19 protein-coding genes and 2 riboswitches are annotated in these 20,879 nt (G+C 44.0%); of the genes, 13 read left to right on the top strand and 6 right to left on the bottom strand.

Annotated elements, in window-relative coordinates:
• The first annotated feature begins 43 nt into the window (after positions 1-43).
• From htpX to RKD52_RS14465, 4 genes are all read left to right on the top strand, one after another.
• Positions 44-922 (top strand): protease HtpX, encoded by an 879-nt coding sequence (htpX, locus tag RKD52_RS14480; RefSeq protein ID WP_454100235.1) that lies wholly within the window; start codon positions 44-46, stop codon positions 920-922.
• 192 nt (positions 923-1,114) lie between these two features.
• Positions 1,115-2,461, top strand: coding sequence for a TrkH family potassium uptake protein (locus RKD52_RS14475; protein WP_454100234.1), 1,347 nt, complete (start codon positions 1,115-1,117; stop codon positions 2,459-2,461).
• Positions 2,462-2,582: 121 nt separating this feature from the next.
• Positions 2,583-4,598: a penicillin-binding transpeptidase domain-containing protein gene (locus tag RKD52_RS14470; protein ID WP_454100233.1), complete on the top strand. Its 2,016-nt coding sequence runs from the start codon at positions 2,583-2,585 to the stop codon at positions 4,596-4,598.
• A 167-nt stretch (positions 4,599-4,765) separates the two neighbouring features.
• Positions 4,766-6,328 carry a bifunctional metallophosphatase/5'-nucleotidase gene (locus RKD52_RS14465; RefSeq protein ID WP_454100232.1) on the top strand — a complete coding sequence of 521 codons (1,563 nt, stop codon included), beginning with the start codon at positions 4,766-4,768 and terminating at the stop codon, positions 6,326-6,328.
• Between the two features lie 56 nt (positions 6,329-6,384).
• On the opposite strand, the gene RKD52_RS14460 is transcribed toward RKD52_RS14465, so the two are convergent.
• The gene (locus RKD52_RS14460) at positions 6,385-6,720 is read right to left on the bottom strand and encodes a DUF3905 domain-containing protein (RefSeq protein WP_454100231.1); all 336 of its coding nucleotides are present in this window, start codon (positions 6,718-6,720) and stop codon (positions 6,385-6,387) included.
• A 75-nt stretch (positions 6,721-6,795) separates the two neighbouring features.
• Between RKD52_RS14460 and RKD52_RS14455 the strand changes: the two genes are divergently transcribed.
• The 3 genes from RKD52_RS14455 (at position 6,796) to RKD52_RS14445 (ending at position 7,349) form a co-directional block, all read left to right on the top strand.
• Positions 6,796-6,933, top strand: a complete 138-nt coding sequence (locus RKD52_RS14455; RefSeq protein WP_454100230.1) for a hypothetical protein — start codon at positions 6,796-6,798, stop codon at positions 6,931-6,933.
• Between the two features lie 87 nt (positions 6,934-7,020).
• On the top strand, positions 7,021-7,197 hold the full coding sequence (locus tag RKD52_RS14450; protein WP_029281795.1) for a hypothetical protein: 177 nt from the start codon (positions 7,021-7,023) through the stop codon (positions 7,195-7,197).
• On the top strand, positions 7,194-7,349 hold the full coding sequence (locus RKD52_RS14445; protein WP_454100229.1) for a hypothetical protein: 156 nt from the start codon (positions 7,194-7,196) through the stop codon (positions 7,347-7,349). The genes RKD52_RS14450 and RKD52_RS14445 overlap by 4 nt, the downstream gene beginning before the upstream one ends.
• Before the next feature lie 37 nt (positions 7,350-7,386).
• On the opposite strand, the gene RKD52_RS14440 is transcribed toward RKD52_RS14445, so the two are convergent.
• Entirely contained in the window at positions 7,387-9,153 is a 1,767-nt protein-coding gene (locus tag RKD52_RS14440) for a B12-binding domain-containing radical SAM protein (RefSeq protein ID WP_454100228.1), read from the bottom strand.
• A gap of 116 nt (positions 9,154-9,269) precedes the next feature.
• The gene (locus RKD52_RS14435) at positions 9,270-10,316 is read right to left on the bottom strand and encodes an acyltransferase family protein (protein ID WP_454100227.1); all 1,047 of its coding nucleotides are present in this window, start codon (positions 10,314-10,316) and stop codon (positions 9,270-9,272) included.
• A gap of 295 nt (positions 10,317-10,611) precedes the next feature.
• Here RKD52_RS14435 and RKD52_RS14430 point away from each other — a divergent pair, with 295 nt between their 5' ends.
• The 5 genes from RKD52_RS14430 (at position 10,612) to RKD52_RS14410 (ending at position 15,962) form a co-directional block, all read left to right on the top strand.
• Entirely contained in the window at positions 10,612-12,798 is a 2,187-nt protein-coding gene (locus tag RKD52_RS14430; RefSeq protein WP_454100226.1) for a PAS domain S-box protein, read from the top strand.
• A 12-nt stretch (positions 12,799-12,810) separates the two neighbouring features.
• Complete coding sequence (locus RKD52_RS14425; RefSeq protein ID WP_454100225.1) at positions 12,811-13,305, top strand: methylated-DNA--[protein]-cysteine S-methyltransferase; 495 nt, start codon at positions 12,811-12,813, stop codon at positions 13,303-13,305.
• Positions 13,306-13,567: 262 nt separating this feature from the next.
• Positions 13,568-14,398: a tryptophan 2,3-dioxygenase gene (gene kynA / locus RKD52_RS14420; RefSeq protein WP_454100224.1), complete on the top strand. Its 831-nt coding sequence runs from the start codon at positions 13,568-13,570 to the stop codon at positions 14,396-14,398.
• A gap of 497 nt (positions 14,399-14,895) precedes the next feature.
• Positions 14,896-15,477 carry a DUF2087 domain-containing protein gene (locus tag RKD52_RS14415; protein WP_454101234.1) on the top strand — a complete coding sequence of 194 codons (582 nt, stop codon included), beginning with the start codon at positions 14,896-14,898 and terminating at the stop codon, positions 15,475-15,477.
• An 11-nt stretch (positions 15,478-15,488) separates the two neighbouring features.
• A complete protein-coding gene (locus tag RKD52_RS14410; RefSeq protein WP_454100223.1) occupies positions 15,489-15,962 on the top strand; it encodes a GNAT family N-acetyltransferase in 474 nt (157 codons plus the stop codon).
• A gap of 12 nt (positions 15,963-15,974) precedes the next feature.
• Here the strand turns inward: RKD52_RS14410 and mtnA are convergent, their stop codons facing one another.
• From mtnA to RKD52_RS14395, 3 genes are all read right to left on the bottom strand, one after another.
• Complete coding sequence (gene mtnA, locus RKD52_RS14405) at positions 15,975-17,036, bottom strand: S-methyl-5-thioribose-1-phosphate isomerase (RefSeq protein WP_454100222.1); 1,062 nt, start codon at positions 17,034-17,036, stop codon at positions 15,975-15,977.
• Between the two features lie 12 nt (positions 17,037-17,048).
• Positions 17,049-18,233: an S-methyl-5-thioribose kinase gene (mtnK, locus tag RKD52_RS14400; protein ID WP_454100221.1), complete on the bottom strand. Its 1,185-nt coding sequence runs from the start codon at positions 18,231-18,233 to the stop codon at positions 17,049-17,051.
• A 131-nt stretch (positions 18,234-18,364) separates the two neighbouring features.
• Positions 18,365-18,522, bottom strand: a riboswitch (SAM riboswitch).
• A gap of 97 nt (positions 18,523-18,619) precedes the next feature.
• On the bottom strand, positions 18,620-19,408 hold the full coding sequence (locus RKD52_RS14395) for a carbon-nitrogen family hydrolase (protein ID WP_454100220.1): 789 nt from the start codon (positions 19,406-19,408) through the stop codon (positions 18,620-18,622).
• Between the two features lie 101 nt (positions 19,409-19,509).
• Here RKD52_RS14395 and RKD52_RS14390 point away from each other — a divergent pair, with 101 nt between their 5' ends.
• Positions 19,510-20,700: an aminotransferase class I/II-fold pyridoxal phosphate-dependent enzyme gene (locus tag RKD52_RS14390; RefSeq protein ID WP_454100219.1), complete on the top strand. Its 1,191-nt coding sequence runs from the start codon at positions 19,510-19,512 to the stop codon at positions 20,698-20,700.
• A gap of 53 nt (positions 20,701-20,753) precedes the next feature.
• A riboswitch (SAM riboswitch) is annotated at positions 20,754-20,861 on the top strand.
• Positions 20,862-20,879: the final 18 nt, after the last annotated feature.

Here is a 20,879-nt window from a genome sequence, read left to right as displayed (position 1 = left end):
ATAATATAAGTTCAAATGAACTCAAAATCTTTGGGGGTGCAAGATGGCTAAACGTATCTTTTTGTTCCTTTTAACCAATATCCTCGTATTGACAACAATAGGAATTGTCTTATCTTTGCTTGGAGTTGGCTCCTATGTAACGGCTGGAGGTGGAATCGATCTCATCAGCCTGCTCGTATTCAGTGCTGTTGTAGGTTTCTCCGGCTCATTTATTTCTCTGTTCATGTCAAAGTGGATGGCAAAAATGATGATGGGCGTAAAGGTTCTGAAACCGGATCAAAATTTATCGGCATATGAGCGAAACCTCGTAGAACGCGTTCACAGACTTGCAAGAGCTGCAGGCATCAGAAAAATGCCTGAAGTGGGCATCTATCAGTCACGCGAGGTCAATGCGTTTGCAACGGGCCCGTCTAAAAATAATTCTCTCGTTGCCGTTTCCACCGGACTGCTTGAAGAAATGGATGACGCTGCAGTTGAGGGCGTTCTTGCCCATGAAGTTGCCCATATCTCAAATGGCGATATGGTAACGATGACGCTGCTTCAGGGTATCGTTAATACATTCGTAGTGTTCCTGGCAAGAATTGCGGCTTGGATTGCCTCCAGGTTTGTTAGAGAGGACATGGCGCCAATCGTTCATTTTATTGCGGTTTTAGTGTTCCAAATCCTGTTTTCCATTCTTGGAAGCCTCGTCGTTTTTGCTTTCTCCCGCCACAGAGAATTCCACGCGGACAAGGGAGGGGCCGATTTGGCAGGCAAGGACAAAATGGTCCACGCTCTGCGTATGCTGAAAGGATACACGCAGCGGGTCAGCAGCGATCAATCTTCTGTTGCATCATTGAAGATAAGCGGGAAACGCGGGCTTGCCCTCTTTTCAACCCATCCTGACCTTGATGAGAGAATCCGCCGTTTAGAAGCAAAATAACCAGGGTATGAATCTGAGGAGATGCTGTCTCCTCTTTTTTTTGTTTACTCAACCCCAAAGTATGTTTTTGTCTTCGCATGTTGAAAATGAAAGCAGGCAAGATAAATTTTGGACAACCCCTTTTCATTCTGCCGGGTTTTCATTATGATAGAGAACATGCAGTTCACCCTAAAAATTTAAGGAACGATATCCATGACCCGAACTAGAACCTTTTTCCAATCATTAACGCCTTTTCAGCTGATTGTAGCTTATTATGCCATAGCCGTCTCCGTTTCAGTTGGTTTGCTGAGCCTGCCTGTTGCCCACCAGGAGGGAGTGCAATGGACGTTTATGGACGGTCTGTTTACAGCTGTAAGTGCTGTAAGCGTGACAGGCCTCAGTGTCATAACGGTAGCAGATACCCTGACTGTACCCGGCATTTTTATTCTGATGTTTGTGCTGCAGTTCGGGGGGATTGGCGTCATGACACTTGGAACATTTGTCTGGCTGATTGTCGGAAAACGCATTGGCCTGAGAGAAAGAAGACTGATCATGGCTGATCAAAATCAGTATTCTCTTTCGGGAATCGTCAACTTGATGAAGCAGGTCCTGTTTTTAATATTGATTATTGAGTTTTGCGGCGGCATGATTCTTGGAACCTACTTTTTAAAATACTACTCGACTTGGCAGGAGGCGTATTTGCACGGGTTTTTTAATTCTGTCAGTGCAACTACAAACGGAGGCTTTGATATTACAGGAGCATCCATGATTCCATATGCAGACGATTATTTCATTCAGTTTGTCATCATCCTTTTAATTACACTTGGAGCTATTGGATTTCCTGTACTGATAGAAGTGAAAACCTTTCTTTTCAGCAAAAAAGGCAAGTACAGATTTACTCTTTTTACAAAGCTGACGACTGTTACATATACCTTGCTCGTTATCGGCGGAACGATTATGATCGCTCTGCTTGAGTACCAGTTTTTTTTCAGCGGGAAAAGCTGGCACGAAAGCTTTTTTTATTCCTTGTTCCAGTCAACCGCCACACGAAGCGGGGGACTTGCAACGATGGATGTCAGCCTGTTTTCTGAAGCCACGCTGCTCGTCATGTGTGCGCTGATGTTTATCGGGGCTTCCCCAAGCTCTGTTGGGGGCGGGATCAGGACAACGACATTTGCTTTAAATTTGCTTGCTCTTTATCACTTTGCCAAAGGCAACAAAACCATTAAGATCTTTAAACGGGAACTTCATGAAGATGATGTGAAAAAATCACTCGTCGTCACGCTGATGGCCTTTGTCCTTTGTTTTGGTTCCGTGTTTATTCTTTCAATCACAGAAAAATTCACGCTCATTGAAATCCTTTTTGAAGTTTGTTCGGCATTCGGAACGACAGGGTTATCGATGGGAATTACAGCAGATCTGAGCACAATAGGAAAATGCATCATTATGATCTTAATGTTTATCGGACGGATTGGGATTGTTACGTTCATTTACATTATCGGATCAAAAGCATCAAAACCAAATTATCACTATCCGAAAGAACGTGTTATTATCGGGTGACGAAGGATGAAGCAGACAGGGAGACTGTCTGCTTTTTGCTGTTTACAACGTACAGTTCAGGAAAATCTTCCCTTGCCTGTGCTATACTTTAGCTAATACGTATTGGGAGAGGTCAGATAAAGTGAAGAAATGGACGGCAGTACTTTTTTGTATGCTAACGCTTGTGATTCTTTCGGCATGTTCAAAGGGACCGCAGCCTGAAGAACGATTCCAGAAATATGTCAGCCTGTGGAATGACCAGAATTTCAGCGGAATGTATGCTTATTTATCTTCAGATGCTAAAAAAAGCATCACTGAACAGGAATTCACAGAACGATATCAGCAGATTTATGAGTCCATCGAGACGGAAAATCTAAGCATCAGCTATGAGAAGCCGGAGGAGCCCGAAGAGAGAAAAGATGAGAAAAAAGCTTCCTTGCCGTTTTCGTTAAAAATGGATACTCTGGCAGGACCTGTTGCATTTGATCATCAGGCGTCACTCGTTCAGGAAGAGACGGATGATGGAGACAACTGGTTCGTCTCATGGAATCCATCGATGATTTTCCCGCAGCTGAAGGAAGGAGATGCGGTCAGAATTTCGGAAGATAAGCCGGAAAGAGGAAGCATCCTGGATAAGAACGGAAAAGGTCTGGCTATAAATGCCGTCGTTCCTGAAATCCAGGCAGTTCCCGAAAAGCTCGGAAGCGATCCTGAAGCCGCAAAAGAAGCAGCAGCAAAGCTTTTGAATCTGACAGCTGAGGACATAGATAAAAAGCTGTCAGCAAGCTGGGTTAAGCCTGATATGTCCGTGCCGGTCGCAAAGGTGGACCCATCAGAAACCGAACTGGTAAAAAAAGTGACATCCCTTCCGGGTTTTCAAAAGGCGGATGTTTCATCCAGGTACTACCCGCTGGGTGAGAATGCTGCCCATTTAACCGGATACATAGGCAATATTTCCGGTGAGGAACTCCAAAAGCTGAAAGGGAAAGGATATACAAGTACATCGCAGCTTGGAAAAGCAGGGCTTGAAGAAGTTTACGAGGACGAGCTCCGGGGAAAATCCGGATTCCGCATCTATACAGATCCTTCAAACGAAACCATTGCCGAGCAGCCTGCCGAAGATGGCAAGGACATCACTTTAACGATCGACTCTGCTCTTCAAACAGTGCTTTACAATCAGCTGAAAGGTGATTCAGGAACAGCTGCAGCTGTTCATCCGATGACAGGGGAAACACTTGCGCTTGTCAGCAGCCCTGCTTACAATCCGAACAGCTTTGTATTAGGAATGTCAGGTGAGGCTTATCAGGCTCTTACAGAGCAGCCCGGTAAGCCGCTGAGCGCCAAATTCAACAAGACATTCTCTCCGGGGTCTGTGTTTAAGCCTCTGACAGCCGCAGCGGGTTTAAAAGCAGGTACACTGGATCCGGCTGAAGTCAAAACCATTGCGGGTTTAACCTGGAAGAAAGGGCCTGAGTGGGGGAACTACTCTGTCACAAGAGTAACGGACGCCTATTCTGCGGTTGACCTTAAAAGGGCTCTTGTTTCATCTGACAACATTTATTTCGCACAGGCAGCGCTCGAAATGGGTGCCGATGCTTTTAAAGAAGGAGCAGCTGCGTTTGGGCTTGGTGAACGATTTGAGTTTGACTTTCCGACTGCTGACTCATCAGTCGCAGCGTCTGACCTAGCTGAAAAGGAAGTTCTTCTGGCTGACTCAGGATACGGGCAGGGAGAGGTCCTGATGAGCCCTGTTCATATCGCAGCAGCCTATACCGCATTTGTCAATAACGGCAGCATGATTATGCCTTATCTTGAGAAAAAAGATGAGCCTGCTCCTGAAATTTGGAAGGAAGGCATTATAACGCCGGAGCAGAGTTCTTTCCTTTTGAATCACTTAATCAGCGTCGTGGATGACCCGAGCGGTACCGGCCATAAGCCTGTCGTGCCGGGTCTGAATCTGGCGGGAAAAACCGGCACAGCCGAACTGAAACAGGCCAAAGGTGAAATAGGACAGGAAAACGGCTGGTTTGTGGCTGTGAATACGGATCAGCCAAGCCTGCTGATTGCCATGATGATTGAGGATGTAAAAGACAGAGGCGGAAGCCACTATGTGGTGCCTAAAGTAAAACAGGCGTTTTCCGCTTATCTTAAGCAATGAACAAAAAAGAAGCTGCCAGCGCAGCTTCTTTTTTTATACCTTTTCCATTTTTTGTGTGTAAAAGCTTTTATCTGCTTCTTAACAATTCTTAATAATCCTTTACCTTCACTTTAGATGGCCTTCATTCTGGCGTGATACGTTAGAAGCATCAGAGGGAGGGAAGGCCAATGAAGCATTCTGTAAAAACAGCAGGCATTTTATTCATGATTGTCTTATTTTTATTTTTTGCATCTGTTTTTGGAGAAAGTCAAGGGCGGGCAGGCACAGATGATAACAAACTCACAGAAATTCATCTGCTTGGTGTGAATGATTTTCATGGACAGCTGGACACTCATTCTGTTCAATCTGGCAAAAAGGTTGGCGGAGCCGAATATCTTGCTTCTCATCTTAACAAACGGAGAGAGATGCATGAGCACTCGCTGCTCTTGCATGCGGGTGATATGACAGGAGGAAGTCCGCCGCTGTCATCCTTGTTTATGGATGAACCGACTATTGAGTTTATGAATCAGCTTAAGTTTGATGCTGGAACACCGGGAAACCACGAATTTGACAGAGGAATCGGCGAGCTTAAAAGACTGATAAATGGAGGGTATCATAGTAGTACAGGATACTTTAAAGGTGCCGATTTTGATTATGTTTCAGCCAATGTGATTGATAAACAGACAGGAAAGCCAATTTTTCCAGCATACACAATTAAAAAAATTGACGGCGTACAGTTAGGCATAATCGGTGTTGTAACAAAAGAAACCAATCAATTTCTGCTGCCTGAAAACCGGGAGCAGATTGAAATAACGGATGAGTCTGAGGCAATCAATCAGGCAGCTTCACAATTGAAACAGCTTGGTGTTGAGTCAATCATTGTTTTGGCGCATGCAGCTGCATCATCAGATGAAAACGGTGAACATGCAGGAGAAGAACTGATCGAGATGGCTCCGAAAATCACCGATGAAGTAGATGTCATATTCGGGGCTCACAGCCATAAGCGTGCAAATACCAGAGTTGGAAACAAGATGATTGTTCAGAGCTATTCTTACGGGAAAGCCTTTTCTGATGTAACGCTTCTCATTGACCGCGACCAGAAGGAAATTATCCAGAAGGAAGCACAAATTATTCTGACAGACCACAGTCAGGCACCACCCGATGAAGGTTCTCTGAAGCTTATTGAAAAATATAAGAAGCGGGTCGGAGCCGAATACAGCAAGGAAATAGGGAGTCTTCCCCACGATTTATCAAGAAAAAAGAATGATCAGGGCCATTCCCCTCTTGCCGCACTCCTGGCAGAATCTATGATGAAAGAAATGAATACTGATATTGCTTTCGTTCATCATGGCGGCATCAGGGAAAGCCTGAAGAGAGGGCCTGTGACAAAACAGCACGTCATTGCCGCACTCCCTTTTAATCATTACGCAGCTGAAATTTCACTATCTGGAAAACAAATAAGAGAGATTCTTGAACAGCAGTGGAGTTTAAAAGCAGAGAATTTGCTTCAAACGAAAGGACTGACCTTTGAGATCGACCGGAGTGCGCCAAAGGGAGAGCGGATAAAAGCATTAAAGACAGAAGATGGAGAAGTTATTGAAGATCAAAAAATGTATCGTGCGGCTGCAAGCAATTACCTTGCATCAGGCGGAGATGGCTTTGAGGCATTTAAATCAGGGGAAATCATTCAAAAAGGACCGGAACTTTCAGATGTGCTGTCTGTATATTTTGTCAAAAAATTTCATCAATAACTTCTGCGGAAAAAGATCCCCAATGGCTGCGCCTTTGGGGAAAACAGGGCTAATTTCTAATCCTGTCCATAGCCTGCATCTTTATCAGGATGAGTAAACGGAAAGCCATCAGGCTTTTTTTTGCTTTCTAAAAGCTCCCGGTTTTCAGGTGTGTTCCAGCCAATGTCGTTTGTAGGATGGACCCATTGATCGCCCGTCATGATGGAAGGGTCGACATCATCGCTCCACTGATTTAAGGGAGACTGTTTGGAATCATAAAAACTGTCTCCGATTAAAACGCCGTATTCATTGATAAAGGGTTTTTTCATGGTTATGCCTGTTCCTTTAAAGGACGGGGCACTTGCCTGATGAGGCATCGTTTCATCCATCGTAAATTCATCTTTTTCACTCATATTCATCACCTCTGTAGTAGTATTGTCTGCTTTTTGGCAGGCTATGAAAGAGACATCTTTAAGGAGGAAAAGGATATGAACAAGGAATTTCCGGTTGCAGCTCTTCAGGATCAGTTTCTTGAAAAGGTGAAAAAGATGGAAAGTGAATTGAGAGAACAAACAGGAGAAGAGATTGTACTAATTGCCTACAAACACAATAAACAGCAAAACTGACTCGTTTTCCCTCTAATGAATGATCCGGATTCGCCTAACACTATAAACAGTGAGGTGCTTCTCACGAACTTTCAGGGGGGTATGAAGATGAAAAGAAAAGCCGCTAGAAATCAGGCAGTGAAAAATAATACAACACCAAAAGAAAGCATGGCCGATACTGAATTTGCTGCAGAAGCGGTCTACAGCAGCGAAAATCCTGCCAAGGGTGCAAACCGCAACAGTAAAAACGGCAGCAAGGGACGTTCAGGAGGGTCATTCTCATGACAAAGAAAACACACAAAAGCAAAGAGAGCGGACAGCATAAAAAGCATATGGATCCTGATCTGCTGAAAGAAGAGTTCGGCACAGAAATGGGCGATTATAATTCAGCGAAGTTTTTGGAGGCGGCATCATCCAAAAAGAAGACATGCAAATAAAAGAAGAACCGCTCAGGGGGCGGTTCTTCTTTGTTTGTCAGCTGACTTTATTGTGCAGTCTATTTTCTTGTACAGCATAGGAGCTTGCAGTGCGTGTAACTGGATCATAATGAACAAGCAGGATGCTCTCGCCGGGCATCACCTCTCCGGTTCTTAAATATGCATCCATGTCAAACGGCACCTTATCAAGGATTGTATGCTTATAAAGATCTTTTTCAGTAAAAGCTTTTGCTTCGAATTCTTTTCCAAGCAATGACGGCTGAGAAAGAATCGCCTGATAAATGGTGCTGCGTTCTGACTTTGTCAGCATATCGTTCCACCACGGCTTGCGCGGTTTATGTTTTTGAGATGACAGATAGTCGTATTTCATGAATCCTTCTGCCAAGTCAGCCTGTTCTTTATGATGAACAGACAGGAACTCATAAAGGCGTTTAAATAAGTCTTCAAGCTGATGGCCGATGCGGACCCAGCCCTGTTCGTCCCAGTAGGTGCCGAATTGCTGGAAAAAATCAAACGGAGTTTCAAACACACTCTTGATCAGAAATTCTACCGTTGCATCCATCCGGTGATCATTCCAGTACTTCTCAAGTACATCTTCCACTTGCTTAATCTTCACGATATCTTCAAATGAAAGGACATTATTTTTCAGAATTTCATAAGGCGAGTGGTCCATATAGACATAATCATGGTCTGCAGCGCGCAGACGCAGGCCTGTTCCGCGAAGCATTTTTAAGAAGCCGAGCTGCAGTTCTTCCGGACGCATTTCAAATACATCGTTAAATGTCTTTTTAAACGACGTATAGTCCTCCTCAGGCAGCCCTGCTATCAAATCAAGATGCTGGTCAATCTTTCCGCCTTCTTTAACCATTGTGACAGTCCTCGTAAGCTTGCTGAAATTCTGGCGTCTCATCACAAGATCATTTGTCGCATCATTTGTGGACTGCACGCCGATTTCAAAACGGAAAAGACCTTTTGGGGCATTGTCATTTAAAAACTGGATGACTTCAGGCCGCATAATGTCAGCGGTTATTTCAAATTGAAAAACCGTTCCGGGCAGATGCTCATCGATAAGAAACTGAAACATTTCCATCGCATAGCTTCTGCTGATGTTAAACGTCCTGTCAACAAACTTAATGGTTTTGGCTCCGTTTTGCATCAGGTAGCGGATGTCATCTTTAACTTTTTCACGGTCAAAATAACGGACCCCGACCTCAATGGATGACAGACAGAACTGGCAGCTGAACGGACACCCTCTGCTTGTTTCAATATAGGTAACCCGCTTTGAAAGGTGGGGGATATCCTCTTCAAAACGAAAAGGAGAAGCAAGTTCAGCCAGATTGATCTTATTCCGCTGAGGATTGATCATGACCTCGCCATGATTTCTGTAGGCAATTCCGGAAACATTCTTCATGTTTTTGTCTGATTGAAGGGCAGCCAAAAATTGCTTGAATGTCTCTTCACCTTCGCCAATGACAATATAATCCGCTTCAGGTATGGATTCCATCCATTCTCTTGTGTCGTACGTCACCTCAGGACCGCCGAGCACGATGATGAGGGAAGGGTTGATTTTTTTCATCATTTTCATGATCTTAATGGTTTCTTCGATATTCCAAATATAGCAGCTGAAACCAACGACATCAGGTTTCATGCGGAACAGATCGGTCACTACATTCATCGCCGGATCTTTAATTGTATATTCAGCAATGGCCACTTCAAAGTCAGGCTGGGCATGAGCTTTCAGGCAGCGCAGGGCAAGACTTGTGTGGATATATTTTGCGTTCAGCGTACTTAGTACAACGTTCATTTATTAACACCACTTCTAACATAATTTTTAATCCTATCTATTCTATCACATTTTATCCATAATAAAGCGACCTAAAAACATGGAAAAACCCGCTGCACAAGCAGCGGGTTCTATTCTTAGCGGTACTGCACCTTTTCTTCTCTGTTTTTGAAGAATTTCCGCAGATTTGTTGCTTTCAGCTCAATAATCGGCTGTGTAACAGTTTTAACAGCATTTGTAGATAAGATGAATGTCAGAAGAATGGACAGAATAACAATCAGGGTGACGCTCTGATAATCTTTAAGCCATTCGAGAGCCTCGCTGTTTCTCAAGGATCTGACAATGAATCCGTGCAGCAGGTAAACGTAAAATGTCCGTGTCCCCCAATGTGTAAAGAAAAAGCGGCTTTTAGGAATCAGGGAAAGAAAACTGAATGTCAGGACAAATGTCAGTGTGTAAAATCCGAGACGGATCAGGCCGTCTTCAATGCCGACTCCGCCAAACTGAGAGTAGGGTTTAGAACCAAACAGCCACTCGTAGTCAAAATCCATAAAGAAATAGGCGGCGAAAACGGCCATCAGCATAGCGGTTGACACAAGACGCACTTTTACTCCGGTCAGTCGCTTGAAGTGTGATTTATCCAGATAGAACCCGACTAAAAACAGCGGGAAGAAGACAAATGTTCTTGACACACTCAAGTAATTGCTTGCCGAATCCACATAGCCTATTCCAACGCCAAGTGCGATGGCAACAAGAATAGCCGTTCTTTTATCAAGCTTCGTATAGGCAAACAGGAAGAGATTCCAGAAAAACAAGCTCATCAGGAACCAAAGCGACCAGTGCGGGTCGAGCGGATTGACGGCAAGAGCGCTTTCGGATTCAACAAGGAAGTAATAAACTGAGTAAATTCCCTGGAAAATTAAATACGGGATAATCAGTTTTTTAAAGATTTTCTGTACATAGCCTTTTTTGTTGTACCCTTTTGCAAAGAAGCCTGATATTAAAATGAAGGCAGGCATATGAAAGGTGTACACAAATTTATATACATTCAGCATAAATTCGTTATCATCAATAAATGAGCGAATAACATGACCAAACACAACAAGAATGATCAGAATAAATTTCGCATTATCGAAATAGCTTTCACGATTTTTCACAGTATCACCCATTTTCACAGAAGTCATTAAAGGCTCCTGCAGTTAGTTTTCCCATAAGGGATATTACTACCCTTTCTACCCTTTCTCAAAAGAGTTTAAAACAGCCAAACAGCAATATAGCCTTTTTTAAAGGGATTGTAAAGAAGTTGTTAGGTGCGTGTAAAAAGAACGAATTTTTGCACTTATTCACGATTGCTCCCTTTTGCATAGGTCCTTAGCAATAAAATTGTCAAATCCGGTAAAACGGTGAAGGACTATTCAGTATTCTGTAGAATTACAGGGGAGATGAAAATTTGCCCGTCGGCAAGGAGCGGAATGATGCATGAGCAAAGTAATGAATGAATGTGAAGTGACGTCATTGCAGGAGCAGATCACGATATTAAAAGAAGAAAATAAGCGGCTTGCAGAAAAGAGCCGTCAGCAGGAATTGATTATTGAAAGTGCGATGGAAGCGATCATTATTCTTGATGAATCGTTTCATTTTATAGATTGCAACAAATCTGCTTGTCACCTTTTTCAGCTGGATAAGCTTGAAATGGGCAAGAGAAAGATGTGTGATTTTCTTTCGCTTGTTCCCCACCAGCAGCTGCTGAATCAAGTGGACGAGCTTCGTGACAGGGATCAAATAGAAGATGAACTGATTATCAAGCTTGACAATGGCCAGGTGAAATTTATTGAACTGTCCATTAAGAAAAATGCGCTCGGAACCCGGCATCTTGCTCTTATGAGGGATATTTCCTCCAATAAAATGCTTGAGCGGGAACGGACAATCAACGAACAGCTCTTTAAAGATCTGTTTCACAGGGCGGTTGACGGCATCGTCATTTTTGACGGGAGCGGCCAGTTTATAGATGCGAACGGCTCTTTTTGTCTGAATTTTGAAATAGATAAAACCAGCCTTGGCTCATTTAAGCTTGAGGATTTTGTTGAGCACGAGAACCAGTTTAAACTCGATAAACTCTGGTCTATTTTGAATGAAGGAGGCAGAGCAAAAGGGGAAATGCCCGTGACGCTTTTGTCAGGGCGCAGAAAAGTATTTGAATTTACATCCACCTCCAATGTGCTCAGCGGATTCAACATGGCCATTATGAGAGACATTACGGAAAAACGGAATATGGAAATGAAACTGTTCAAAAGCGAGGAACGTTTCAGGGAAATATTTGAAAATGCAATAGATGCCATCATTATATGGAACAATGACGGGCGGATCATCAACGCCAATCAGTCAGCCTGCAGAACGTTTGAGCTTTCAATGGAAAACCTGATCAGCAGCAGCATCTTTGATTTTATGGATGCCAGTGAATCCAAATTCAGGACAGTCAAAAAGAAATATGTAAAATCAGGAGCTATTCGCGAGGAGCTCTTGTTTTATATGCCGAACGGCCAGTGCAAACAGCTGGAATTCACATCTAAAATGGACGTAACAGACGGGCACCATCTGACCATCCTCCGGAATGTAAGCGACCGTAAGCAGATGGAAAAAGAATTAAGGGAAAGCGAACAAAAATTCAGAAAAATTTTCAACGGGGCCATGGACGGCATTGTGCTGATCGATGACAATTACACGATTATTGACGCCAATCAGGCAGCTGGAAAAATCCTTGAGATTCCTCTTGAGGACATCCATAAGTACAATCTGCATGAGCTGATTTCCTATGATAAAATGGAAGGCAGCGCCATGTATCTCATGGACGAAATGACAGAGGAAATTCCATTTAAACTGCAAAACAACAAAGAAAAGATTCTCGAATTTTCATTAAAGCGGCATATTATCGAAAACATGAACCTGGCTATTTTCAGAGACGTTACGGAGAAGAAGGAGCTTGAAGAACGGCTCCGCAAATCTGACACGCTGAGCGTTGTCGGAGAGCTTGCAGCAGGCATTGCGCACGAAATCCGAAATCCGATGACGGCATTAAAAGGTTTTATCCAGCTGCTCGAAGCGAATGTAAAAGAAGACTTTTCCATGTATTTCAACGTGATTACATCAGAACTGAGCAGGATTGAATCCATCATTACAGAATTTCTCATACTCGCAAAGCCTCAGGCCATTTCTTATCAGGAAAAAGATGTCGTGACCATAATGAAGGAAACAATCGATCTTTTGAACGCGCAGGCTATATTGGTCAATGTGCAGATTGAGCTTTTTCATAACGGCTGTGTGCCTCATGTATACTGTGAGCCGAACCAGCTCAAGCAAGTCTTTATCAATATTTTAAAAAATGCGATTGAGGTTATGCCGTCAGGCGGTACAATCCAGGTCCATATTTCACTGAAAAACGAAGATGAACTTCATATTTCGATTATTGACGAAGGGTCAGGCATTCCTGAAGACAAAATTAAACGGCTCGGGGAACCTTTTTATACAACAAAAGACAGGGGCACAGGACTAGGCCTTATGGTGAGCTACAAAATTATCGAAGAGCACTGCGGAAAAGTGGAGGTTGAAAGCGAAGTCGGAAAAGGGACAGCTTTTCATATCAGCTTGCCGCTTCATCAGACATGCTGAAAGGAAGACATCATGAACGCATATAAATCAGTCAGCACGCCAATGGGGATTCTCCGCATAGCATCAGACGGAACATATATAACGAATCTTTTTTTAAAGGAAGAACACTTACATGAGTTTATGGAAAAAAATCAAGTGCAGGAAAACAGTGAAGACCCGCTGCTCAATGAAGCAGAGAAGCAGCTCAACGAATATTTTGCAGGCACAAGAAAAGATTTCAGTCTGCCGCTGAAGCAAAAGGGAACAGCATTTCAGGAAAAGGTGTGGCAGGCGCTCACTGAAATTCCGTATGGCACATCCTGCACGTATCAGGCCATCGCTGTAAAGACCGGCAACCCAAAAGCTGTCCGCGCCGTCGGCCAGGCCAACAGAAAAAATAATCTTCCCATCATTGTGCCATGTCACCGGGTAATTGGAGCAAACGGACGTATGACGGGGTATGCGGGAGCGAATGTCCATTTAAAGCAAGTGCTGCTGGACCTGGAAAAAATACCGTATAAAATGTAGGTTTGCTTGTCACTTTTTAGCCCCAGCGACATATCATTTGGTAAGGGTAAAAAAGTTGCTCAAGGGCAAATTAGAAGGGCGGGCTTGAAATGTGGAAACGGCCGAATAAACTTGCATTTTATACGAGTCTCCTGACTGCCATGCATGTGCTGACAGAAGAACAGAAAAAGCTGATATTAACTGATAAGAACAGATAAAGGGAAATGGAGTTCAAGCGCTGAACTCCTTTTGCATGAGGAGAAATGGAGCGGGGGAGAGTCATGTGAAAGATCCAAAAGACGAAAAAGGGATACATACCGATTTCAGCAGCCGGATGACGTACGGAGAATACTTGAGTCTAGGACAGCTGCTTGGCAGTCAGAACCGCCTTTCAGGCCATCATGATGAAATGCTGTTTATTATTATCCATCAAGTCAGCGAACTATGGATGAAGCTCATCCTGCATGAGCTTCAGGCGAGCATACAGGCAATTGAAGAGGGAAATCTGTCAATGGCATTCAAAATGCTTGCCCGTGTGTCAAAAATCCAGTCACAGATTATTGCAGCATGGGACGTGCTTTCTACATTAACGCCGTCTGAATATGTGCAGTTCCGGGACAAGCTCGGTCAGGCTTCAGGATTTCAGTCCCATCAGTACAGACTGATTGAATTTGCCCTCGGCTATAAAACCACGCATGTTCTGGAAATTTACAAAAAAGATCAAGAGCTGCACAGCGAGCTGTCAAAAGCCCTTAATAGCCCAAGCATATATGATGTATCCATTCAGGCTCTTGCTAAAGCAGGGCTTCCAATTAAAGATGAAATCCTGAACAGGGATCATTCACTGACCTATAAAGGTGATGCATCCGTAGAGGAAGCATGGCTGGAAGTATACCGGAATACCGGCACCTACTGGGACTTATATGAGCTTGCCGAGAAATTGATTGATATTGAGGACTGGCTTCAGCAATGGCGTTTCCGCCACATGAAAACAGTCGAACGAATCATTGGATTTAAAAAAGGAACAGGCGGCTCTTCAGGGGTCACCTACTTGAAAAAAGTACTCGATCACCGTTTTTTCCCCGAACTGTGGGATATCCGGACAAAATTATGATGACATGGGCCCAAGCTGAATGCTTGGGTCTTTTTTATTTGTGGTTGTGCTGTAAGGCATCGTTTAAGAGCACTTATGGGTTCGGGCTAAATGTAATTCGTGTTGTAAAAGTTGGTTAAGAACACTTACGAGCATGTGCCAATCACAATAAATGTTGTAAACATCGTTTAAGAGCACTTTCGTCTTGCTGTTAATGCGAGTTCTTGTTGCAAACATCGTTTAAGAGCACTTTCGTCTTGCTGTGAATCGTAGTTCTTGTTGTAAAGATCGTTTAAGAACACTTTCGTCTTGCTGTGAATCGTAGTTCTTGTTGTAAACATCGTTTAATAACACTTACACCCCGGTACCACTCATATTTAGTGCAGTAACATCCCTAAAGAGCACTTACCCTCCTCCCCAGCAAGACCGTAAGATTTTCAAAAACCAGATTGACAGAAATATCTAATTTGATTATCATCTAATTAGATAGTAATCGAATTAGATGGAGGGGAACGATCATACAGCTCGGCAAACTTGTCACATTTCACAAAGTAATGGGAGATGCTACGCGCATCCGGATACTGGCTCTTTTGGCGAAAAGCCCTAAAAACGGGCAGGCGCTTGCCGGAATACTGGGCCTGACGCCGCCTACCATCACACATCATTTAACGAAACTTAGAGAGATTGGCCTTGTCACTGAAAAACGGGTAAAAAACACCGTCTATTTTCAGGTGAACGAAAAGCTGCTGCAGCAGCTTTCACTTGGGATGATGGAAATTGTCACTGGAAAAGGGGAGCTTGAGATGAATCAGGGAAAAACGGGTGAACATGCGAAAATTCTGGGGAATTATTTAACAAAGGAAGGAAAATTAAAAACCATTCCGCCGCAGCGAAAAAGAAGGCTTATTGTTTTATATCACTTAGTTAAAGAGTTTGAGCCGGGAAGAAAATATCCGGAAAAAGAGATTAATGACATCATTAAAAAATATCACGAAGATTTTGCGACGATCAGGCGGGAATTGATAGTGAATCATATGATGTACCGCGAGAAAAGCATCTATGAACTGAACCCCAAAGAGCTGTGGGCGAAGATTGAATAGGGGGGCATTGTATGCTGACGTTTGTTCCGGTGCAAGATGAACATCTTCTTGATGAAGAACTCTGTATCATGAACTCGAATCCTGCTTATAACTTGATTTCTGAAGACAGGGAAATACTTAACAAGCAGAACATAGCAGAAGACAGGGAAGAAGGAAAAGCAGTCAGTGCCAAACGATTTTTAATCATGGACGGCGATGTTCCTGCAGGCATTTTTGAATACTGCCCGCTTAATCCGAGTGATAAAAAACCATGGATCGGCTTGTTTATTCTTCACCGTTCCTACCAAGGAAAAGGTTATGCCGCTGCAGCATATGAGACAGCAGAAAAGCTGCTTCAGGAAGAAGGGTTTACCGAAATGAGGCTTGGAGTCCTGACAGAGAATGAGCGGGGCAGGAAGTATTGGATGAAGATGGGGTATTCTGCTTTTAAAGAGGGAGTTTACAAAGGAAAGCCCATCATCCACTTCGGAAAACAAATCAAGTAGAGCCGGATGGCTCTACTTTTTGACTTTTTGAAAGAGGCTTTCTATTTCCAGCAGGTAGTCTCCGGATAAAACACCTTCCTCTGTAATAATGCCTGTGATTAATTCATGAGGCGTTACATCAAATGCCGGATTAAAGACCTGCACTCCTTCAGGTGCAACACGGCAGCCCGCTATATGAGTGATTTCTTCCGCATCACGTTCTTCTATTGGGATGTCATCCCCGCTGCCTGTCTCAGGATCAAACGTCGAAAGGGGCGCAGCTACATAAAACGGAATCTGGAAAGCATGTGCAAGAAGGGCAAGGCCGTATGTGCCGATTTTATTGGCTGTATCTCCATTTGCAGCAATCCGGTCAGCTCCGACAATGATGGCTGAAATCTGTTTTGTGCGGATCGTATGGGCAGCCATACTGTCTGTTATGAGCGTTACATCAACGCCTGCCTGCATAAGCTCCCATGTTGTCAGTCTTGATCCCTGCAGTACGGGACGTGTTTCACAGGCATATACACTTAAGGGGATGCCTCTTTCTTTCGCGAGATAAAAAGGCGAGAGGGCCGTTCCGTATCTTGCTGTCGCAATAGAGCCTGCATTGCATATGGTCATAACAGCGTCACCTGCACTAAAAAGAGGCAGGGCATGCTCGCCGATTTTCCTGCACGTTTCTTCATCTTCAACTTGAATTTGAATCGCTTCATGCAGCATAACTGTTTTTGCTTCTTCTGTGGACAGGGCATGCTGTACACTGTTTTTTAAGCGGTTGAGAGCCCAGAAAAGGTTGACGGCAGTCGGTCTTGAACTGGCAAGATAATCATGGTCGCGGGAAAGCAGTTTTTGAAATTCCGAAATATCATCTGTTTCATATTTTTTTGCCGCGAGCGCGAGCCCGAAAGCAGCTGCAATGCCGATTGCAGGGGCTCCGCGCACTTTAAGGGTTTTGATGGCATCCCAGACCTCTTCAATCGTTTCAAGGTGCAGGTATTCACTCACAGCAGGCAGTTTCTGCTGATCAAGAAGGCGGATATAGGATTCTTTCCATTCGACAGAACGGGGTATGATGGATTGCTGATATGTCATGATGAATGCTCCTTATCTGACAGGTACTTGTTTGAAATAGTCTGCAATTTGTGCAGGTGTTTTGATGCTGCTGCGGTTCTTAACGAGTTTTTTTCCAAGTTCGAGCGCGCGGATTTTCGCTTCAATCTTTCTGTCATGCGGCTCTACCAAATCAAGGTCTGCAACGTGCGCAAGCCCGATTGTCCTTCTGATGATTTCCACACCGGCAAAGCCAACCGCATCTTCAAACGTTTTTTCCAGGATGAAGGAAAGATAGCCGTCGACTTCTGTGTAAACTTCAAGGCCGTCTTTCTCCCATGCTTTAGAAAACTCCCCGGCAAATACAGTCCAGGCCGTATCAATATGATCCAGGAGGACCTGCTGTTTTGCTTCCTCACGTGAAATGGCATTCATCAATAAATTTGCCGTGAAATGCCCGTAGTCAAAACCAATTGGTCCATAGTAAGCAAATTCGGGATCAATGACTTTTGTTGTTTCATCATCTGCAAAAATACTTCCCGTATGAAGATCTCCGTGAACAAGGGTCTCGGCTTCTGTTAAAAATTTGTGCTTCAGCTTGGCAACTTCAAGCTTTAGTTCCGTGTCGTTCCAAATGGCTTCTGCTGCAGGTCTCAGTTCATCTTCAAAACTGTTTGATTCCACATCAAAAAAGGGATCTGTAAAAACGAAATCTTCCGTTATTTTGCAGAGCTCAGGGTTTGAAAACTGCTTGACCAGCTGCTTTTTTGTCTGCGGATTTAAAGCGAAATCCGAGCTGTAGAAAAGGGTTTTTCCAAGAAATTCACCAATGTGGCGCCCGAGAAGAGGGAATTCTTTGCCTTCGATCAACCCAGCGCGTGCAATCTGAAGATGGGATAGGTCCTCCATGGCTGTTATGGCAAGTGTTTCATCTGAGTAATAAATCTTCGGCACGTATTCTCCTGCCGTTTCAGCCTGCTTGAGCATGGCGCTGCTTTCAATTCTTGCGCGGTCAAGCGTAAGCGGCCAGCTCTCGCCAATAACCTTTGCATATGGAAGAGCCTGTTTAACGATCAGACCTTTATTTGATTGGTCGGTTATGCGGAAAACGAGATTTAAGTTGCCGTCTCCTATTTCCGTGCAGGAAAGCACACTTTTTTCTTCAAATAATCCAAGCCTGAGGGCAAGAGTGACGGCAGCGCTTTCTGTTAATGGTTGATATGATTGATAGTTTGACATGGGTTTCTTCCTCCGGTTTCATATGGACTTTTACTGCCAGCAGCAGGAACATGTCGTCTGAGAAAGAGGCCATGCACATGTAAAAAAGCCTCTTTCACAGGGAAAGAGGCTTGAAGGCGCAGGCTTCGCACCTCTTATCTGCCAGAAAGATGTCTTTCTGCTGGAATTAGCACCGTGCCTTGTGGAAGATGTCTTCCGGCGCAAAAAGCTGCGCCCCATTTCGCAATGGTTTTACGGTCGGTTGCTGGGCATCATAGGGCCAAATCCCTCCGCCTGCTCTTGATAAGAGATTCTATTAGGTTTTGTTTTCAAACAATTCGCAATTGATCACTTGTTCTGAATGTTAACAGGTTTTAAAGAAATATGTCAATGCTTTTTTTAGAAAGTTACAAATAAAAATGGGGAAGTCTGTCTTCAAAAACGGGAATTTGTTTTCGGATTTCTTTTACCTTTTCCAGGTCGATTTCTGCTGTAAGAACGGCTTCCTCTGTTCCTGCTTCAGCAAGAATTTCTCCCCATGGATCAATGATCATAGAATGGCCGGCAAAGACGTTTGCAGGATCGCTGCCCGCCCGGTTGCAAGCAACAACGTAGCAGTGATTTTCAATTGCGCGGCTGATCAGCATGGTTTTCCAGTGATGAAGTCTCGGAAGCGGCCACTCCGCAACAACGAACAGGAGTTCAGCCCCATTAACCGTATGAGCGCGGATCCATTCAGGAAAACGGATGTCATAGCAAATGACTCCGGCACTTTGAATTCCTTCAAGCTTAAAAAGTCCCTTTTCTGTGCCGCCATTTAGATACAAGTGTTCATCCATCAGTTTGAAAAGGTGCAGTTTGCTGTATTCGTGCAGGAGTTCACCCTGTCTGTTAAACACGTACATGGTGTTTGTTACTCCTGCTTCTGTTCTTTTTGCTACAGACCCTGCTATGATATTAACCGAGCAGTTTTTTGAAAGGCCGCTCATCAGGGAAAGGGTGCGTTTTCCTTCTTCATCTGCCAGCACATCAAGACGTGTCAGGTCATATCCGGTCGTCCATAACTCCGGCAGGACAATAACATCAGGATTGTCGCTGAGCATGATGGATTTTATCTTTTTTTCCACTGCTGCAATGTTTTCTTCCGGTTTTCCGAATGCAATGTCTGTCTGCAGGCAGGCGATTTTAAGTTTCATATGCGTCATCTCCGCTAAAAAATATTTTCCTTTACAAGCTGACTATAACAATATATGATTTTTGACTAGAATTTCAAGAATTTTCACAAGAAGGTGCAAAGATGAAAAAGTTTGAGCAATCAACGCTATTGAATAATCTTCCGAAACAATTTTTTGCAAGTCTCGTTTCAAAAGTAAATGCGAGTATTGAGGCCGGGCATGATGTCATTAATCTTGGCCAGGGGAATCCCGATCAGCCGACGCCGCCTCATATTGTAAAAGCTCTGCAGGAAGCGGCAGGAAAACCGGACTATCACAAATATTCACCGTTTAGAGGACAGCGCTTTTTAAAAACGGCGATAGCAGAATTTTATCAAAGGGAATATAGCGTCACACTGGATCCTGACACAGAAGTGGCCATTCTTTTTGGGGGAAAGGCAGGTCTTGTGGAAATCCCGCAGTGTCTGCTTAATCCCGGTGAGACGGTTCTAGTTCCCGATCCGGGCTATCCGGATTATTGGTCAGGAGTGGAGCTTGCGAGGGCCCGTATGGAATATATGCCTCTTTTGAAGGAAAATGAGTTTTTGCCTGACTACTCCAAGCTCTCTGAAAAAACGAAGGCGGATGCAAAGCTCATGTTTTTAAACTATCCAAACAACCCTACAGGGGCAGTGGCCAGCCGGAGCTTTTTCGATGAAACGGTTGCGTTTGCAGAAGAAAATGATCTATGCGTCGTCCATGATTTTGCATATGGAGCCATCGGTTTTGACGGCAAAAAGCCGGTCAGCTTTCTTGAGTCAGATGGAGCAAAAGAGACAGGAATCGAAATTTATACGCTGTCTAAGACGTATAACATGGCAGGGTGGAGAATCGGTTTTGCAGTCGGCAATAAAAGCGTCATAGAGTCGATTAATCTTTTGCAGGATCACATGTTTGTCAGTGTGTTCAGCGGAATACAGGAAGCTGCGGCTGTTGCTCTTCTTGCCCCGCAGGACTGTGTCAGTGATCTTGTCGCACGCTATGAAAGCAGACGTGCGGCGTTTATAAAGGCTCTGAACGGCATCGGCTGGAGAGTGGAGGCTCCGCCTGGATCATTCTTTGCATGGCTGCCTGTACCCGAGGGATTCACATCGGAATCATTCGCTGACTATCTGCTGGAACACGCTCATGTATGCGTGGCGCCGGGCATTGGATTCGGGACGTTTGGTGAGGGATATGTCCGTGCCGGACTCTTAACCTCTGAAGAGAGATTAAGAGAAGCCGCAGATAGAATAAAATCTTTAAATCTCTTTTCATTGCCGGTTGACAGCTGAGGAAAAAGCTGTCATAATCCAAATTAATTTCAGGTTATTCAGAACATATACAATTCTTATCAAGAGCAGGTGGAGGGACTGGCCCGATGAAGCCCGGCAACCGACTTAAACAGTGTTTAAGCACGGTGCTAAATCTTGCAGCAATTGCTGGCAGATAAGGATCTTACCCATTTCAGATA

Source organism: Metabacillus sp. SLBN-84 (assembly GCF_053629595.1).
The sequence above is the reverse complement of the archived record's forward strand: the minus strand, read 5'-3'. Positions and strand labels throughout refer to the sequence as shown.

Coding starts and splice junctions, on each gene's coding strand:
- htpX (WP_454100235.1), top strand. CDS start 44: ATGGCTAAACGTATCTTTTTGTTCCTTTTAACCAATATCCTCGTATTG.
- RKD52_RS14475 (WP_454100234.1), top strand. CDS start 1,115: ATGACCCGAACTAGAACCTTTTTCCAATCATTAACGCCTTTTCAGCTG.
- RKD52_RS14465 (WP_454100232.1), top strand. CDS start 4,766: ATGAAGCATTCTGTAAAAACAGCAGGCATTTTATTCATGATTGTCTTA.
- RKD52_RS14460 (WP_454100231.1), bottom strand. CDS start 6,720: ATGAGTGAAAAAGATGAATTTACGATGGATGAAACGATGCCTCATCAG.
- RKD52_RS14455 (WP_454100230.1), top strand. CDS start 6,796: ATGAACAAGGAATTTCCGGTTGCAGCTCTTCAGGATCAGTTTCTTGAA.
- RKD52_RS14450 (WP_029281795.1), top strand. CDS start 7,021: ATGAAAAGAAAAGCCGCTAGAAATCAGGCAGTGAAAAATAATACAACA.
- RKD52_RS14445 (WP_454100229.1), top strand. CDS start 7,194: ATGACAAAGAAAACACACAAAAGCAAAGAGAGCGGACAGCATAAAAAG.
- RKD52_RS14440 (WP_454100228.1), bottom strand. CDS start 9,153: ATGAACGTTGTACTAAGTACGCTGAACGCAAAATATATCCACACAAGT.
- RKD52_RS14435 (WP_454100227.1), bottom strand. CDS start 10,316: ATGACTTCTGTGAAAATGGGTGATACTGTGAAAAATCGTGAAAGCTAT.
- RKD52_RS14430 (WP_454100226.1), top strand. CDS start 10,612: ATGAGCAAAGTAATGAATGAATGTGAAGTGACGTCATTGCAGGAGCAG.
- RKD52_RS14425 (WP_454100225.1), top strand. CDS start 12,811: ATGAACGCATATAAATCAGTCAGCACGCCAATGGGGATTCTCCGCATA.
- RKD52_RS14410 (WP_454100223.1), top strand. CDS start 15,489: ATGCTGACGTTTGTTCCGGTGCAAGATGAACATCTTCTTGATGAAGAA.
- mtnA (WP_454100222.1), bottom strand. CDS start 17,036: ATGACATATCAGCAATCCATCATACCCCGTTCTGTCGAATGGAAAGAA.
- mtnK (WP_454100221.1), bottom strand. CDS start 18,233: ATGTCAAACTATCAATCATATCAACCATTAACAGAAAGCGCTGCCGTC.
- RKD52_RS14395 (WP_454100220.1), bottom strand. CDS start 19,408: ATGAAACTTAAAATCGCCTGCCTGCAGACAGACATTGCATTCGGAAAA.
- RKD52_RS14390 (WP_454100219.1), top strand. CDS start 19,510: ATGAAAAAGTTTGAGCAATCAACGCTATTGAATAATCTTCCGAAACAA.